Here is a 15931-nt window from a genome sequence, read left to right on the forward strand (position 1 = left end):
CCGCAGCCCTCGCAGAAATGGACTGGCTAAAAAACCCTGCGGTGCATATATCTTCCCGAGTGCTGCCGGCGCTGCCTCCATCGGTGATAATATTCCTACTCTTACATCTTTTCCCACCGCAGTAGGTGCCGACCATGCCCGATTTTCTGCCCTACGCCTACTTTCAGGGCCAGATCGTCCCCTTTGCCGAGGCGAAGATCTCCATTGCCACCCATGCTCTGCACTACGGGACGGCAGCCTTCGGCGGCCTACGCGGGATCCCCGATCCGCAAAACCCAGATCAGGTGCTGGTGTTTCGCCTCGATCGCCACTGCCGACGGCTGAGTCAGAGTGCTCGCCTGCTCTGCTTCGATCTGCCCGCCGAGAAGATCGAGCAGGTCATTGTGGAGCTGATCCGGAAAAATCGCCCTTCCACCTCTTTCTATATCCGCCCCCTGGTGTACACCTCCGACCTGGGCATCTCACCGCGGCTGCACAACATCGAGAAAGACTTCTTCGTGTACGGGTTGGAATTGGGAGACTACCTCTCGCCGGAAGGGGTAAGTTGCCGCATCAGCTCCTGGGCCCGCCAGGAGGATCGCAGCCTACCGCTGCGGGGCAAGATCACTGGTGCCTACATTACCTCCTCCCTGGCCAAGACCGAGGCAGTACAGTCTGGCTTCGACGAAGCTATCTTAATCAGCTCCCAGGGCAAAGTGAGCGAAGCCTCGGGCATGAACATCTTCATCGTGCGCAACGGCGTGCTGATTACCCCCAGCTTCGACCAGGACATCCTAGAAGGGATCACCCGCGACAGCGTCCTCACCTTGGCCCGCGACCTAGGGATCCCCACCCAAGAGCGGCCCGTCGACAAGTCGGAGCTGTTCATTGCCGAGGAAGCCTTCCTGACCGGCACCGCGGCCAAGATCACGCCCATCCGCCAGATCGAACAGTACGTCTTGCCCACCTCTCGCCCCATCACTGAGCAACTGCGGCAGAAGCTGACGGCCATCACCGAAAATCGGGATCCCGCCTATTCCCACTGGGTGAAGGTGATCCCGCTAAAAGAAAGCTAGACCCTCAGCTTGCCATCGGCAGGCTGCCGAAGGGGAGAATTAGAATTGACCAATCCAGACTGCGGGAGAGGGATCCCTTGCACGAGATTTCCATTACCTGGGCCGACTACCACCGCAAAATCGAGGAGCTGGCCGTCAAAGTTTACGAAAGCGGCTGGGAGTTTAACCAAATTGTCTGCATCGCCAAAGGGGGGCTGCGCATTGGCGACACTCTGGCCCGCCTATTCGATCTCCCTCTAGCAATTCTTGCCGCTTCTTCCTACTCCGGCCCTGGCAATCGCCAGCGAGGGCAGCTAATTTTCTCGCGGGATTTGGCCATGACCACTGCCAACCTGGGCAGCCATGTGTTGTTGGTGGACGACTTAGTCGACTCCGGCATGACCCTGAAGCGGGCCGTCCACTGGCTCAAACACCACTACGGCTTCTACATCGAGGAAATCCGCACCGGCGTACTTTGGTACAAAGCGGCCTCTGTCTACCAGCCCGACTACTACGTGGACTACCTGCCGGATAATCCCTGGATCCATCAGCCCTTCGAGCCCTACGAGCAGATGACGCCCCAGCAGTTGATGCAAGCGCTGCGCTCTTCAGGTTAGTTAATTTTGCTCAGGGCTTGCTTCATCAAGGAATTTGGTAAGTCTAAGCCGATATCATATCTGCAACTTTTTCCAAGTTTGAGGGGTGGATTGCGATGATATTTAGGGCAGAAACGGGATATTGCTGCGGCTTGACCTTGGTGAGTTTATTCAGGAAACGGTTGTAGGTGTAAAACCCATATCCCAACGGCTCCAATACCTTCGCGGTAGCGGATCCCGTAACTTTAGAACCGCTTATATTCTCAAAGATAACAATAGACTGGGTGGCAGCGAGCAATTCTAGCGCGCCGGATATGACCTGCTCTTCGGCACCTTCTGCATCGATCTTGATGAGATCGATTTGCGGCTTTCCCTTCGAGCGCCAGATAGAATCCAAAGTGGTAAGATTCACTACTTTCTCATCTCTCGATTTCTGTTCTGGCACCGGCCCTGGATCACTGATGGAGTTAAATACGGTAGCCCTTTCTTCCTGAAACTGCACGGTGCCCTCATGGTCTCCAGCGGCAGACTCGACAGGGGAAACAACATTTTCTAGGGAGCTAGCACTGATTGTCTTTTGCAGGTGTTGAATACAGGAAGTTGTCGGCTCAACTGCGATCACACTGCCTGTAGGGCCAACTCGGCGGGCAGCAAGGAAAGTGTACACCCCAACGTTAGCTCCCACATCGATAACATTCATGCCTGCCTTGAGGAAGTGACGGCAGAAATCCATTTCTTCCTCAAACCACTCCCCTTGAGTCAGCAAGACGCGGGTCACGATACTTGAGAAGGAAGGTTCCAGTGAAAGTCTACAACCTTCGTAGTCGAGATAGAGCTCCGGTTGGCCAGGCAGAGAAGCTGTACGCACTTGGGGCACAACTTCCCACATCGCAATTTGTTTGGCCAGACTTGCTAGTTGATGATCTGGGTCAAGAGTAAGTACACGGTTAATAGGTATCAGCCCTTCTATCTTTCTCTGCGAGAGGAGCTCAACTCCTACTGCCAAGGCAGCTTGGATATCATCTGGGTTTATAGAATAAGTCAGGTTCCAAAATCTCATGGCTTCGGGGCTATATACAACCCCAATGTGGGTGGCCATCCACTTGGCTAGATAGTATAGGTAAGTGTGTTTTGCAAAACCTTTGCTTTGAACCCAAATGGGAACATCTGTCAACCGGGAAGGTTGTAGATCCTGCGCTTCGGTGCACAAAAACTCCAGGAGAGCGTAGGCATCTTCAAAGGCGCGAGGACGATCGCCCAGTACCAGTAGAGCATGTATTCGATTTAGCCAGCAGGGAACATGGCGGGGATCCTTAGCCAAACTTCTTCGCCACAGGGATAGTGCCTCTTCCCAAGCAGATTGACGTGTTGAGACTGAAGCATCAGCACTTAGGGATCGAATGAGCTCGATCCCAGCTTGGTTCCATTCATCTGGAGTTGAGTACAAGTCGTTGGGGTGAAACGTATAAGTTTCGTGGGATTTACCTTCTAGAATGTGGAAGAAGGCAGCTTCCATGCTGCGAGCATGTTCTCTTGGATCCCAAATTACTGACCAACGGCGAGAATCCTTAATTTGCCTTTTGATCCGATTAATCCACTCTGGATCATTACCCAGTTGGATCCCGCGCTGGATAAACTCTTCTACCGACCAAGTAATGCAGTCTTCAAGACCAATATTTTTGAGCAGACTGTAGCTCATGCGGCCGTAGTAATGGCGACCTACCAAGGTGAGAACTGGCACGCCCATGTAGAGAGCTTCCATAGTGTGGGTTGCGCCTGTGTAGGGGAAGGTATCTAAAACCAGATCCACCAGAGCCAGTTGGCCGCGATGCTCTTCTGCTCTTCTGGTTCTAGCCAGGAACCGGACGCGATCTAAAACACCTAATTCTTTAGCTCTTTCTTGATAGTGTCTGATAATCGTAGCAATTTCCCCTGCGCCTTTGACAATGAGGACTCCATTGGGAACAGCCTTTAGAATTTGCAAGTGAGCATTGATAGAATCGTCAGTGCGCTTATAGGAGCTGGCCGCAGTAAGAAAGACGACGTCTCGCGTGCTTATTCTAAGCTCGGTTTCGAAGTTTATCTCATCGGCAGGGATAACGTCCAGATGCTCGACAGCGCAGTAGCTAGGCAAACGGATAATTTTCTCATGGTAATCGGCCTGAGCATCTCCGGGAAGAATATAGGGGTCGGCAAAGAAGTAATCAAACTCCGGCAGACCAACAGCATCTCCTCCCAGCCAACCAATCTGTATAGGGGCAGTTCGCAAAGCCGCTATAACGTTGGCATCCTGACTGGTAATGGAGTCCATGAAAACCATAATATCGATGCGATCCTCACGAGCTTTTGCAGCCACCTGGGGAGGTTTAACTTCTTCAGTAAAGAAGCGGAAGTAAAGGTTTTGATGTGAGCGAAACTTTTGATACATGTTGTCATAGCTAGCCACTTCTTCATTCTCTCGGCCTTGGTAGCAGTAGTAAGCAACATCTAACAGTTCACGAGATAAGTTTCGCAAAATGGCTTCGCTGAGAAAGCCTACTGAGTGTCGTTGGAAGCATTTGCCAAGAAAGCCGACTCGCAGTTTGCGACTGCTTGGGTTAGCTCTTTGATAGGCTTTCTGGTTCTTCTGCCAATACTCTGACCAGAGAAAATCTCGCTGGGAAGCCATTAGGCTTAGACAATCACTAAAGATCCTACCGGCAAGCTGCTGGTAATAACGAATTAGGGATCGATCATCAGTTAGGTAGCCCCAACAAACGCAAACCCGGAAGAGAACAACCTTAGCCGCAGTCAAGCTCTCAGGAAGATTTTCGTCACTTACTTCTAGAGAATTCAAGTCAATCAATGTCGATGAAAGAAGATCCATGATCTTCTGGATAGCAAAGTTTACACGTTCGGATCGGGCGGCGTAGATCAGCTTTCCTAAAGATTCTGCTAGAAGAGCTAGGCGTAGGGTAAAGTTCTCTTGCACCTGGGGGCTCTCGGCTGCTGTGAGAAGAGCTTCCCCCAAGGTGGAATAGCCATCGCTGGTAGAGTGCTCGAAAAGAGCAAAAGCTACTTTTTGGAAGAAGTCGTCGACCAGGTTCTCTATCGTCCACAAACCTTCATAGCGCCCCGCCTGCTCGGGATCTGCCGCATGAGCCAGTTGGGCTAGCAAAGCAGCAAATCCTGATTTTTGACTCCCCGGCAGATGAGCTTGTAAGGCTGTGGCCAGCTCAAAAAACAAATCCAAGTAGCCGTCATCCCAGAGTCGGGTGAGCAACTGGGTCAGGAGTGGCTCTTGGGTGATGTCCAAGGTCTCGTCGTCTTCCAGACTGGCCAGGCTCTCTAGCAAAGCCTGCCCGTAAAAGCCTACGGCCAGCTCGTCTTGAGCTTGCAGAGCCCGCATCAGCAAAACTTGGGTGTTATCCCGCCGGAATGGATCCAGCTCAAAAGCCAGCTCGCGCAGCTTCAGGCAAACCTGGAAACGTTGTTGCTGCGAATCTTCAGTGGAGCTTTTTTCCAGGCTTTCTGCCAAGGATAGCAACACCTCTACTACCTTCTCCGCCGGCAGGATTCCTGCTTCTACCAAAGGTGTGTAGAGCTGGTAGGCAAGGTTCAGCCGGTTGGCAACCAGGGCCTGCTCCAGCGCCGATAGGGTGATTGCCTCTGGCTCAGAGGGAGAAGCCGACTCATCAGCCAATGAAGATGAGGGGAGGTCACAGAAGCCCCGCAAAAACTCCCGCCAACCCTTTGCGTCTTGCTCTCGGTAGAAAGCCACCAGCCACTCTGCAAAGGCATTGGGAGCCTGCTGAAGCAGTTGCCTAGCTTCCAGGATCTGGGCTTGCAGTGTAGGGTTCATGGGTGGGAAGGAGATCACTAGTCCTAGTTTGCCCCGCTGCAGCCAGCTCAGCTAGACCACCGGTTTTTGGGCTGCCCCTAGCAGAGATCCGCAATTGCACTCCGTGGGAGGGGACTGTTATGAACTGCCCGCCAGCGGGGTAAGTTAATAGCGGCAGGTAACCTGCACGGTTAACTCTCTAGGTTGTCAAAGGATCGAGTACCATGAGTGCGAAGTCTCGTCAGTCTCTGTTTCGGGCCAAACTGGCTCAGCAAATTCTCTCCAAAGCCAAGGGCTTTACTCTGATCGAGCTGTTGGTGGTGATTGTGATCGTGGGCGTGCTGTCTGCGATCGCTATTCCGCAGTTCTTGAACCAAGTCCGTCGTTCACGCGCTGCTGAGGGTCAAACAGCCTTGACGGCTGTCTCCCGTGCTTCCGAGGCTTACCGCCTTGACACGAGTGTCTACCCTGACTGGAAAAACATCGACCCCGAACAATGCAATAGCACTGACAGGGCTAAACCTGACTACTGCGGGGTAAAGGGTGACAAGTTCCTGAATGACCCGTGGGTTGCAATTACCCCTATCTACAAAGAGCCTGTGTTTACGGACAAACCTGGAAGCCAGACGGGTGTGAGGATCACAACGGAGGCTGACACTGGTAAAGGGCCTGCCTACGTCAACCTTGGCAACAAACCTATTAAGTGTGAGATTGGTCTTGGGGATCAAGCCACCGAAGTTCAGCAGAAAAGTCCATACTTTGTGGGTCGCTCCTGCAACGTGTTTGACGCTGACTAGTCAATACCTTGTTGCAGATCGCTTCTGCGGCCTGCTTGGCTAACTTTATATGACTTGGTCATCTATTTGGCTCCCCATACCGGGGAGCTTTTTTAGTGTTCTATGATGTCGGGAGAGATTCCCAGCTCTGTAGTTTTGACGCAAGATGATCTAGCGGTTGGCGGGCTTGAGTTATTGCCTCTCCAGACAACCTCGACCCAGGATGTGGGCGGATTAAGGGGAAACTTTAAACTGCTTTGGGAAGTTCAGGGATGGAGGTCGATCAACCAAACCTTAAACTGATCAACAGAAACGCTCTCAAATACTACAGCTATCAAGAAGCCTGGAGACGCATAAAGCCGGCATAGGCAGAGGGATTTCTTTTGGAAGTGTGACCATCGTAGAAAGTATCATTACTGACCGCTTGACTTCTCACCTAGTCAAGGTTGAGAAGTTCATTCCTAGTGCCCAAAACTACTCGTTCTAATGTACCCGGATCCACCCCCAGTTTCGCAGTCTTTGGGCAAGGATTGCTACTCGCTTCGAGTTCATTGCTGAGCAGCCCCTGTGCAGAGAGCATGATCTCTGCTAGTTGCTCGCTGGTGAGGGAAGAGATCTTTTCTTGGACTTTCTCTTGGGCCAGCATTTTTGCACTCAGGACGAGTAGATTAAGCCATAGGTCAACTGGACAGAGTGGATACAGTCGCTAGCAACTGTGAAGGATAGTGAATGCGAGTGAGGATCCCCTTCTCTGTGAGGTTTTGGTTGATTGTGAAATCGTCATAAAGTATAAACTTTTGATAAATGTCTACCAGCTCGTTTGTATTTCCTAAGCAGTAGGCATCTCTTGAGAGCAGATGAAAGGGAACTCGAATGGGATTAGATTTTGAGCGCCACCAATAGTCAGGAAAGTTTCCCAGTTGGGCGTATTTTTTGTAGTAGTTCTGAAATCCGCAGTTTAAGTAGTGCAAAATAGAAGGGGATGATGTTACTAAGGTATGATCTTCTGGAATATCAAAGCTGTGTACGCTATTGGGCAAAAGAGTGAGATGGATCCGAGCTGCTGACTTTCCATTTTGATAAGCCAAAAAGTATTGGCTCTTACCGGAGATGCTCTGAAACTCAGCATAGAATCCGGGATCCAAAATAGCAGGGTTTTTCTTAAATAAAGTGACCTCGCGGAAGTAGTCTTCGATCTCAAACGCTTCAGGAGCTGCCTCGTAGTTTAAGAAGTGAACTTGCAGTATATCGTTATCTAGTTGGTCAAACCAGTCTAAAGTAAGCGCCTCGCCGAGATAGAAGAGCTCATCCCCATCAATATGAATAATCCAATCCATACCTTGCTCAAGAGCGAGTTGTATGGCGGTTTCTACATTAAGAATCTGGCGAGCCATGACCTCATAGCCAGCATGAGGGCCATACTTTGGGTAGAGAACATTTCCCAGTGCTTGTTGGACTTGCAAAGCTTCATCGTTGGGAATAGCCGTTACATTGGAAAACTTAAGTGCTACCTGAACAGCGAGATCCTCCGGATCGTCAAAGAAGATATAGATATGGGCGATTCCGAGAGCAAGGTGATAGCGAATGAACGACTCCAAGCACACCCCTGGATCCCGAACCGTAGTAGCAATACAGACTCTGGCCATGTTGAATTCGAGCCTTTAGGCAAGTCGCTTGGTTCCTAACCAAGTGTTGATGGTAAAGCGGCTGTCGGCAAAGGCTTGGCTGGGGCCGAACACCGGCAGGATCTCGTGTAGACAACTGCTGGAGAAGAAGACAATGCTGTTGTTGGTCGGGATCACTTCGTCGTAGGTTCCATACAGGATTGGTGGATGCGGCTTTTGCCTCTGCGTGTCATAGATGCGCAGCTCGCCTCCTCGGTAGAGCTTGGGCTCCTTGTGGAAGTAGTACACACAACTTACCTGGCGAAAGGCAGTTTGGGGATAAGAATTATCAGTGTGGGGAGCGAAATAGCAGCCATCATAGCTGGCGATCATCTCCATCTCAAAGATCTGGATATCAAAGTTTTCAATTCCAAGTTCAGCAAAGATTGTGGGAGCCACTGCTGCAATTTTTTCCCTCAACAGGGATCCATACTCTTGAAAGTACGCATAATCTAGACGCAAAGAGCGGCGAAACTTGAGAGACTCAGCTTCAGTGTTGCTTGGGCTGTAGCTTCTGGAAGGGATAAACTTATCTTGATGGGCGATGGCATGCTGAAGGATAGCTTGGTTGATCTCAGCAGGCAGGAAATTATCCAGCTTAACGTACTTGCACGGATAAAATCGTGTCGGCTCTCGTGGATCCGGCTGCGAAAAGGTCAGGGATACCGGGTTGGCATTCAGCAACAAGCCTGGGCCTAGTTCTCGAATATAAGCCAAATCTTGCTCGGTTAGGGCTCTGTTTTGAGGATCCCACCTCAAGAGATGGATCCCTTGGCTGAGATTGGGAAAAGCTTTCTGCAGGTGAAAAGCGGGATCCACACCCATCAAGTCTAAGGTCGATTGGGCAAGGGATCCGTAGCGGCAGTGATCGACCAAGTACAGAGCCGGCTCAGCCAGATAATCCCGCAGTAGCAGGGACTGGAGCAAATGGGTACGATAGTCCACAAGCTCAGCCCAGAAGCAAACGCCAATCTGGGTATCGGGAAACCCTTCCCCCAAATCTGCCAAAAGAGCAGGGATCGATCCTTCTAGCAGTAGAACCCGTCCTTCCAGTCCTAGCCGAACAATTTGCGCTTGGAGATCCTCCGTGCTGGCCAATTTTTTGGACGGATTCTGGAGCGGATCCCGTAGAATCATCGTCAATTTTCCAGGATGGCGAAGCATTGCTTCTAGCACGGCCCCTGAGTCTTCCCAGCCAATTTGACAGAAGATCTGCTGCTCAGGCAGGCACTCCAGAGCCCAATCCAATAGCTGAGCAAGACTCTGGACTTGCTCCAGTTCCGAGGCAAAATCTCCTTGAAGGTTTTGGCACTGCATGGAAGGGATCCCTGGTGTTCTCTCTAGCTTAATGTACCCGGAGCCACCCCTAGTTCCCGCAGCTTTTGGGCCAGGCGCTCCGCTCGCCGTTGCTCCTGCTCAACCTCGGCAGCTAGGAAGGTAGGCGGGATCCGACTATCAACGGCAGGGCTGCCTACGGCCTGTTCTAGATATAGGGTCAAAGGATCCCTTCTCATTTGGCCTGACTTCCAGGGCAAGCTGAGATTGCTGGCTACCGATCAAGGCCTAGAAAGCTGCAGGGGCAGGCTAAACAAGGGTTTTGACGGATCCCGGAGGAGTAGAGTTGGTCTTATAACCGTTTCATAACCTAAGACTGCTAAGCTCCTACGGAGGTTGCCAGAGCTGACTGCCCAGGCAGAGGGTTAAAAAATGAAGGATACCAAGACCACAGCTCCGCGCGTTCTTCTCAACTGGCCAGCTCCGCCAGACTACATCCCGCCCCCTCTGCTTTCAGACCAGCAGGTTACTCTTTGTCCAAGAGCTAAAGGTTTTGGCCTTGGCTTTGCCAACCTCCCCGAAGACTTGGTGGAATGCCCCGAAGGAGACTATGACCTGTTTGACTTTGTCGGCAACTCTGAGAAGATTCCTGATAAGGAGTTTGATCTAGTAATCATTTGGACTTCTAGCTTTGACCAGAGTACTCCCTTAAACAGTAAGAAGTTTGGCTGCCCAACTGTTTTACTGGCGGGTGATACCCATCATTGGAAGTTTCCCGTCAATCACCTGCTAGCCTACTGGGCTACCGAAGGCTTTGATTATGTGGCCACTGCCTACAACCGCCAGCACCTGCACTGGTTTGCCACAGCGGGTGCGGAAAACCTGGCCTGGTTGCCCCTTATATCCATGCGCCCTATTGCCCACGAGTGGGTAGAAGTGAGAGAAAACCAAATCGTCTTCATTGGCCAGCAAGGTTCTCGACACCCCAGACGCTCTCGCCTTGTTCAGGCTTTGAAGGAAGCTGATTTCCCTATCCTTATCAAAACTGCCAATCGCATAGAAGCAGCCGACCGCTTTGCCAGCTCGCTGATTTCGTTTAACTGTAGCCAAAATGGAGATCTGAATCTTCGGAATTTGGAAGTGATTTCGGTAGGCGGCTTTTTGCTGACAGACCGTCTTTCTTTTGCCTCCGGCTTCGACGAGCTGCTGGTACCAGGAGTTTACTGCGACACCTACGACTCGGAAGGGGAACTTTTGGAAAAGGTTCGCTACTACCTCGACCATCCGCAAGAGGCCATCGAAATTGCCCGCCGCGCCTACCACGCCTTCGATGAACAGTGGCACCCCCGCCACCGCATCCAGAATCTGCTGGACTGGGTATTTGGCGGAGAGCTGCCGGAGCCCTTTTGCTACTCGCCCCGTTCCGAGGTGCGCCATTTTGTCAGCACCTCCAGCGCCGAGCTGCTGGACAGTCGCCTGGGGATTTACGAGCCGATTCAGGAGCTGCATCGGGTGCAAGAGCGGCTGAAGGTGTTTCTCAGCCGGAACTGCCCTGGGGTGATTGCTGCTGACTTGCTGGACTTGCCGCGGCTGGAGCTGTATGTGGAAGGGGGCTTTGCGGATCCCTGTGCTTTGCTGCAGCAGCGGGGTGTGGCCGAGCGGGTGCACGAGCTAACAGGGGAGCCAGCAAGCTGGCCTGTGTTTGATGCAGCTGTGTGCATGGTTGAAGACCTGCAGAGGCTGGGGCAACCTGTGAAGGCCAACTTTGCCTTCGTCTTGGGAGAAGATCATCAGCTTCTCTTTACCGAGGCAAGTCGGGTGATGGAAACGCGGCTGCAGCGTTTTACCATAAATCAGTTTATGTGTGTGATACGCCTCTACGAGGAGACGTTTTTTTATGGGGCGACTTATCTTAACTTTCCTTCATTTATTTCCGATATTTCCGAAGTGAAGACTGTCATTGACGTTGGATCTGGCATAGGACTTGCCAGTGTCTGTTTTCGCGGATTTTGCCCGGATGCAGTTATTCACTGTTTTGAGGCGGATCCCTTGGCTTTGCACCTGCTGCAGCAGAATGCTCTTAGTTTGGGCAACTGCCATGTGCATCCAGTGGGCCTAGCGGGGCAGAATAGCTCCAAGACTCGTCGTCTGTGGCCGGAAGACTCTCAGACAGAGTGGGGAGTGGAGCGGGTGCTGGTTTTCCGGGAAGCCAGGACAGCCCTACGGGATCTAGGTCTAGAGCGCATCGATGTGCTCCGGGTGGCAACAGGTGGGCAGGAGGTGGAGGTGTTGGCCAGTTTGGAGCCATGGCTCAAAGACATCAAGGTCATCTATGTGGAGTTTTGCTCGGAGCAAGACCGCAAGCAGATTGACCAGATGTTGGATCCCTCTCACATGATCTGGCAGGGGGAGATCATAGCTGGTCAAAAAGGATCCCTCTGCTATCTGCGCAGAGCTTAGAAGTAGAATCTTGAAAAGAGAGGAGATGCGAAAGTCATGAACTCAACTATCATCGTTACGAGTGCTGACAGCAAGTTTTTTGAATTAGTCCAAGGGACTATCCTCTCTATCCGAGAGAAGCCGCAGGGATACTATCTGGACATTGGATTCCTCGATACAGGCTGCACGCCAGAGCAGTTGCAGTGGATAAGTCAGTACGTTGACCATATCGTTGAGCCAAGTTGGAATTATAACGTTCCAAATAGTAGTAGCCAACCCAGTTATCTTAAAGCTCTGGTATCTAGACCATTTCTACCTAAGTATTTTCCGGGCTATGAGGTTTATATTTGGATTGATGCAGACGCTTGGCTCCAAGATTGGTTTGCAATTGAACTGCTCACTCTAGGAGCAAGAAGAAAAGGGTTTTCAATAGTTCCCGAGTTAGTAGCTAAGCATGTCAACAGATTCTGGATGCAAACCTGGATAACTTGGCACTACCACAAATATTTCCATCACACCGAGTTTAATCGCCTAGAAATAGAGCCTTTGTTGAACGCTGGTGTATTCTCCGGGGCTAGACAGTCTATTCACTGGTCAACATGGGCAAGAAGGATAGAGCAAGCTATGTCCAGACACCTTGATTTATGGACAGATCAGTTCGCTTTAAATGTTTCTATCTATAAAGATTTAGGTCTGGATAGAGTTGAGCTTCTGCCATTGAGTTGCAACTGGTTAGCTCACTACCAGCTACCTTTGTGGGATCCTCAAAGGAAGCTCTGGGTAGATCCTTTTCCACCTCATGATCCAATAGGAGTTATACATCTTACGGCTGATGTTAAGACAAGGCTAACTCATATTGTACTTACGACTGAAGGTTTCAAGGTTGAAGCTAGCTTGCGATATCCAGACAAGAACTCTCTACCGATCAAAAGATACGATTATGTATCGCCTTACCAGAGGAGAATACATCTTGACTATAGCTTCCCTTTAATGACTGCAGTGGATCCCAACTGTCACCCCTGGCCCTACTTGCGGAAAGAGGTTCCCCATCTTTGGCACACAGACTTACGTCAGCCAACTATTGGTTTTGTTAGCCGAGATGAAGCACACATCTTGTACAATACTGCGCTTAAGTTTCAAGGAAAACCTGCTTTAGAGATTGGGTGTTGGCTAGGCTGGTCAACTGCTCACCTTGCTGCAGGAGGAGTTGTTCTTGATGTGGTGGATCCTGCTTTAACTAATCCTCAAATTTATGAAAGTGTGGATCAGTCTCTTCGCTCAGCGGGAGTTCGCTCCAATGTCAACCTATATCCCGGCTACAGTCCAGAGAAAGTAGAAGAGATTGCTCAGGAAAATGACCGCCGCTGGTCTTTGATCTACATCGATGGAAATCATGACGCGCCAGCTCCTCTTCGCGATGCTCAGGTGGCAGAGCGTTACGCTGCTGAAGATGCACTAGTTCTCTTTCACGACCTTGCCTCACCAGATGTAGCTGAGGGCTTAAACTACCTAAGGGATCGAGGCTGGAACACGATGATCTACCAAACCATGCAGATTATGGGCGTGGCTTGGCGAGGCAACGTCCAGCCTGTGGAGCATATTCCGGATCCCAATATGGATTGGACTCTGCCAGAGCATTTGAAGGAGTACCCGGTATGCAACCTCGAGCTATCGAGAGTCTTGGAAAAGGTTAAGGCTTTTACCTTGCTGGGCTTTGAGCGTCTTTGGAATCTCTACCTTTTGGCCAAGCGAGTCTGCCAAGAGGACATCCCTGGAAACTTTGTTGAGTGTGGTGTTTACAAAGGAGGCAGCTCTACATTGCTGGCTTGGGTGATCAAAAACTACAGCCGCCGACCGCGGAAAGTTTACGCTTTTGACACTTTCGCCGGGATGCCTCAGCCAACAGAAGTAGACCGAGATTATCGAGGAGTTTTCGCCAATAATACTCCCTACGGAGCTGGAGCTTTGGGTGCTCCTATCTCGGAGAACTTGGAGGTAATCAGTAAGGAACTAGGAGTTTGGGATCTCATTGTTCCTGTGCAGGGATTGTTTGCTGACACATTGCCAGCTTACCGCGACCAGGTAGGCGAAATTGCTTTGCTACATGCAGATGCAGACTGGTATCAGTCCACAGTCGATATCTTTCATCATCTCTACAGTCAGGTTAACTCTCAAGGATTTATCCAAATTGACGACTATGGACATTGGCAGGGATGCCGAGACGCTGTTCACGACTTTGAGCAAGAAATTCAGGCTTTCTTTCGGTTACACAGCATTGACTACTCAGGGGTCTGGGTAAGCCTGTCTGAGAACCTGCCAATAGTGAGAGATAGCTCAACAGTGACTTTGCCCCAAGCCGGGATCCGCCTGAGCAAGTTTAACGTCGTTCTTTTCCCTTACTGGGAGATGGAGACAGAGCAACTTATTCAAGAGTTGGAGCAGCTACTGCAGCAAATCCTGATTAGCCCCAATCCAAAAGATTATGCTCTTATTTTGCTAGGGGATCCAAGCCCACAGCTAGCTAATGAGACACTGGAAATTGCGGCGGGGAACGTAACTCTCAAGTTGATGGAAGAGGGGCGCGAGATATCTGAGGAGCCATTCTGTTCTCTGGTCTCCGGTTTAAACGCCTGGCAGTGGGAGAGGCTGATTCAGCACATGAACTATCGCTATCCGCTGAAGCGGGAGCGTTTTCCTCAAGGACTGCGGCCTGCTGTGCAGAAGCTGCCCGTTTTGTTAATTGCCCAGTGAGAGCCCCATTCTCTGCCTTTGCCTGCCCTTTATCCCCAACCTAATTGGGGGGAAAGGTCTCTACTTTTAAAGGGCATCGGGATCCACCCCTAGTTCTCGTAGCTTTTGGGCCAGGCGCTCGGCGCGTTGCCGTTCCTGCTCAGCCCTTTGCCGCTCCAGCTCAGCCTCGGTGGGCACTAGTTCACCAGAAGAAGTGGCCCACCGAATCCATGTGGTCTCGATGTCCCGAAACCTGCCCTTCCATTTCACCAGGTACAGTCCCAAAACCTCGCTCGGCAGGCGACCTTCTGCATCGAATTCAATTGGCTCATAGCGGCCGCCCCTTAGCCGAAACCCCGCCCAGTCCTCTGGCTCAAACGGGTCAAACCAAAAGTACTCCGGCACCCGGATAATCTGCTCATAAAGTTGCTTTTTGCTTGTCTTGTCCTCCTGGGCAGTGCTGGGAGAAAGAAGCTCAATCACCACGTCCGGCCCTTTGCCCCGCTCCCAAATCACCCAGCTTTTGCGCTCGCCCTTGGGCACTCCCAGCACCACGAAATAGTCGGGCCCTGGGAAATTGCGGCTGCGGGCCTGCTCCAAGCTGTAGTAGAGGAACATGTTGCCGCTGACAAAGCCATCGGGGCGCTGCTGCAGCCAGGTTTGGGTGACGGAGATGAGCAAGTCCATCTGGCATTTATGTCGCCAGCTTTCCATAGGTACGCCGTCGTCGTAGGGGAGCTCGTCTTGGGTAGGGGGCCATTCGGTTAGATAAATCGGATCCGGCACCTCAGTAATTGGGTTCGGGTTAGTCATTGCCAGTTCTCCTCTCTTTACCCTTACAAGGTATCGGGATCCACCCCCAGCTCCCGCAGCTTCTGGGCCAGGCGCTCTGCTCGCTGTCGCTCTTGCTCAGCACGTTGGCGCTCGATTCTCTCAGCTTCTTCAGGAGTAGGCACCAGCTCCCCATTGGGGAAAAAGTAGCGCAGTTGTTGGTTATGGATCCCCAGATACAGCTCCAGCATCTCGCTCCAGCGCCAGCCCTGCTCCGTTGGCTCAATCTCCTCGTACTTCTCCCCCCTCAGTCGCAAACCCATAAACTCCTGCGTCTCCGGAGAATAGTAAAAGTACTCCGGTGTCCTGAAAATCCTTTCGTAAAGCTCCCGCTTCTCACCCCGATCCACTTTGGCAGTCGATTCCGAAAGCAGCTCGATGATCAAGTCCGGGTATTTGCCACCTTCTTCCCACACCACCCAAGAAGGGCGGGGGCGGTTTTCTACCCCTTTGACCAAAAACAGATCTGGCCCGCGGAAGTCTTTATTTTTGAGTTGCTCTCGGCTGTAGTAGACGGTGAGGTTCCAGGCGAGGAAGTAGTCGTTGCGGTCTTGCCAGAGGCGGGCGAGGCAGCTGACCAGAATCAAAAGCTGCAGAGCATGCAGGGAGTGTTCCATTTCGGGCTCATCGCTGAGCAGCCCCTGGGCCGAAGGCATGAGCTCTGCCAGTTGCTCGCGGGTGAGGGGAGTGATTTCCTGCAGTTTCTCTTGGGCTAGCATCTTTGCGTTGGGGGCAAGCAAGTGAATTAGCCATCGGCAGGGATCCC

General features: G+C 51.5%; 11 protein-coding genes. 5 read left to right on the forward strand and 6 right to left on the reverse strand.

The annotated features are described in order from the left end of the window. The first annotated feature begins 134 nt into the window (after positions 1-134). The gene (locus NW848_RS07960) at positions 135-1055 is read left to right on the forward strand and encodes a branched-chain amino acid transaminase (RefSeq protein ID WP_414402622.1); all 921 of its coding nucleotides are present in this window, start codon (positions 135-137) and stop codon (positions 1053-1055) included. 77 nt (positions 1056-1132) lie between these two features. Next, a complete protein-coding gene (locus NW848_RS07965) occupies positions 1133-1651 on the forward strand; it encodes a phosphoribosyltransferase (RefSeq protein WP_414402621.1) in 519 nt (172 codons plus the stop codon). A gap of 43 nt (positions 1652-1694) precedes the next feature. Here NW848_RS07965 and NW848_RS07970 read toward each other — a convergent pair whose 3' ends face one another. Then, entirely contained in the window at positions 1695-5471 is a 3777-nt protein-coding gene (locus tag NW848_RS07970) for an FkbM family methyltransferase (RefSeq protein WP_414508328.1), read from the reverse strand. A gap of 203 nt (positions 5472-5674) precedes the next feature. Here NW848_RS07970 and NW848_RS07975 point away from each other — a divergent pair, with 203 nt between their 5' ends. Then, on the forward strand, positions 5675-6247 hold the full coding sequence (locus NW848_RS07975) for a type IV pilin protein (RefSeq protein ID WP_414508329.1): 573 nt from the start codon (positions 5675-5677) through the stop codon (positions 6245-6247). A 659-nt stretch (positions 6248-6906) separates the two neighbouring features. Here the strand turns inward: NW848_RS07975 and NW848_RS07980 are convergent. The 3 genes from NW848_RS07980 to NW848_RS07990 all read right to left on the reverse strand — a co-directional run bounded on the left by NW848_RS07980 (position 6907) and on the right by NW848_RS07990 (position 9404). Continuing rightward, positions 6907-7830 (reverse strand): glycosyltransferase family 2 protein, encoded by a 924-nt coding sequence (locus NW848_RS07980; protein WP_414343507.1) that lies wholly within the window; start codon positions 7828-7830, stop codon positions 6907-6909. A 57-nt stretch (positions 7831-7887) separates the two neighbouring features. Next, positions 7888-8715 carry a 2OG-Fe(II) oxygenase gene (locus NW848_RS07985; RefSeq protein WP_414510870.1) on the reverse strand — a complete coding sequence of 276 codons (828 nt, stop codon included), beginning with the start codon at positions 8713-8715 and terminating at the stop codon, positions 7888-7890. Between the two features lie 515 nt (positions 8716-9230). Next, positions 9231-9404 (reverse strand): hypothetical protein, encoded by a 174-nt coding sequence (locus NW848_RS07990; RefSeq protein ID WP_414510871.1) that lies wholly within the window; start codon positions 9402-9404, stop codon positions 9231-9233. Positions 9405-9597: 193 nt separating this feature from the next. Between NW848_RS07990 and NW848_RS07995 the strand changes: the two genes are divergently transcribed. Next, complete coding sequence (locus NW848_RS07995) at positions 9598-11625, forward strand: glycosyltransferase (RefSeq protein ID WP_414508331.1); 2028 nt, start codon at positions 9598-9600, stop codon at positions 11623-11625. A 36-nt stretch (positions 11626-11661) separates the two neighbouring features. Continuing rightward, complete coding sequence (locus NW848_RS08000) at positions 11662-14355, forward strand: class I SAM-dependent methyltransferase (protein ID WP_414508332.1); 2694 nt, start codon at positions 11662-11664, stop codon at positions 14353-14355. A 66-nt stretch (positions 14356-14421) separates the two neighbouring features. Here the strand turns inward: NW848_RS08000 and NW848_RS08005 are convergent, their stop codons facing one another. Both NW848_RS08005 and NW848_RS08010 read right to left on the reverse strand, forming a co-directional pair. Next, entirely contained in the window at positions 14422-15147 is a 726-nt protein-coding gene (locus tag NW848_RS08005) for a Uma2 family endonuclease (RefSeq protein ID WP_414508333.1), read from the reverse strand. Between the two features lie 23 nt (positions 15148-15170). Next, positions 15171-15884 (reverse strand): Uma2 family endonuclease, encoded by a 714-nt coding sequence (locus tag NW848_RS08010; RefSeq protein WP_414508334.1) that lies wholly within the window; start codon positions 15882-15884, stop codon positions 15171-15173. Positions 15885-15931: the final 47 nt, after the last annotated feature.

The organism is Synechococcus sp. RC10A2 (assembly GCF_047502605.1).

What these genes read in the sequence shown, in the direction of transcription:
- NW848_RS08010 (WP_414508334.1), bottom strand. Translation starts at nt 15,884, where the DNA reads ATGCTAGCCCAAGAGAAACTGCAGGAAATCACTCCCCTCACCCGCGAG.
- NW848_RS07995 (WP_414508331.1), top strand. Translation starts at nt 9,598, where the DNA reads ATGAAGGATACCAAGACCACAGCTCCGCGCGTTCTTCTCAACTGGCCA.
- NW848_RS07970 (WP_414508328.1), bottom strand. Translation starts at nt 5,471, where the DNA reads ATGAACCCTACACTGCAAGCCCAGATCCTGGAAGCTAGGCAACTGCTT.
- NW848_RS07985 (WP_414510870.1), bottom strand. Translation starts at nt 8,715, where the DNA reads ATGGGTGTGGATCCCGCTTTTCACCTGCAGAAAGCTTTTCCCAATCTC.
- NW848_RS07990 (WP_414510871.1), bottom strand. Translation starts at nt 9,404, where the DNA reads ATGAGAAGGGATCCTTTGACCCTATATCTAGAACAGGCCGTAGGCAGC.
- NW848_RS07960 (WP_414402622.1), top strand. Translation starts at nt 135, where the DNA reads ATGCCCGATTTTCTGCCCTACGCCTACTTTCAGGGCCAGATCGTCCCC.
- NW848_RS07975 (WP_414508329.1), top strand. Translation starts at nt 5,675, where the DNA reads ATGAGTGCGAAGTCTCGTCAGTCTCTGTTTCGGGCCAAACTGGCTCAG.
- NW848_RS08005 (WP_414508333.1), bottom strand. Translation starts at nt 15,147, where the DNA reads ATGACTAACCCGAACCCAATTACTGAGGTGCCGGATCCGATTTATCTA.
- NW848_RS08000 (WP_414508332.1), top strand. Translation starts at nt 11,662, where the DNA reads ATGAACTCAACTATCATCGTTACGAGTGCTGACAGCAAGTTTTTTGAA.